This is a genomic window from Sphingobacterium anhuiense, assembly GCF_042686355.1.
In the GTDB taxonomy this organism is placed as follows: Bacteria; Bacteroidota; Bacteroidia; order Sphingobacteriales; family Sphingobacteriaceae; genus Sphingobacterium; species Sphingobacterium anhuiense.
In genome coordinates, this window is sequence record NZ_JBHUPE010000028.1 from 1 (window position 1) to 528 (window position 528).

Consider the following 528-nt stretch of genomic DNA (forward strand, 5'->3'; position numbering starts at 1 on the left):
AGGATCCAAGCGTTATCCGGATTTATTGGGTTTAAAGGGTGCGTAGGCGGTCCTATAAGTCAGTGGTGAAAGACGGCAGCTTAACTGTCGCAGTGCCTTTGATACTGTAGGACTTGAATCTATTTGAAGTGGGCGGAATAAGACAAGTAGCGGTGAAATGCATAGATATGTCTTAGAACTCCGATTGCGAAGGCAGCTCACTAAGTTAGTATTGACGCTGATGCACGAAAGCGTGGGGATCAAACAGGATTAGATACCCTGGTAGTCCACGCCCTAAACGATGATAACTCGATGTTTGCGATACACAGTAAGCGTCCAAGCGAAAGCGTTAAGTTATCCACCTGGGGAGTACGGTCGCAAGATTGAAACTCAAAGGAATTGACGGGGGCCCGCACAAGCGGAGGAGCATGTGGTTTAATTCGATGATACGCGAGGAACCTTACCCGGGCTTGAAAGTTAGTGAATGATCCAGAGACGGATCAGTCCTTCGGGACACGAAACTAGGTGCTGCATGGCTGTCGTCAGCTC

Annotated in this window: 1 rRNA gene; it reads left to right on the forward strand. The window is 48.7% G+C overall.

The features are described from left to right. A 16S ribosomal RNA gene (locus tag ACFS6I_RS24465) occupies positions 1-528 on the forward strand; the annotation flags it as partial.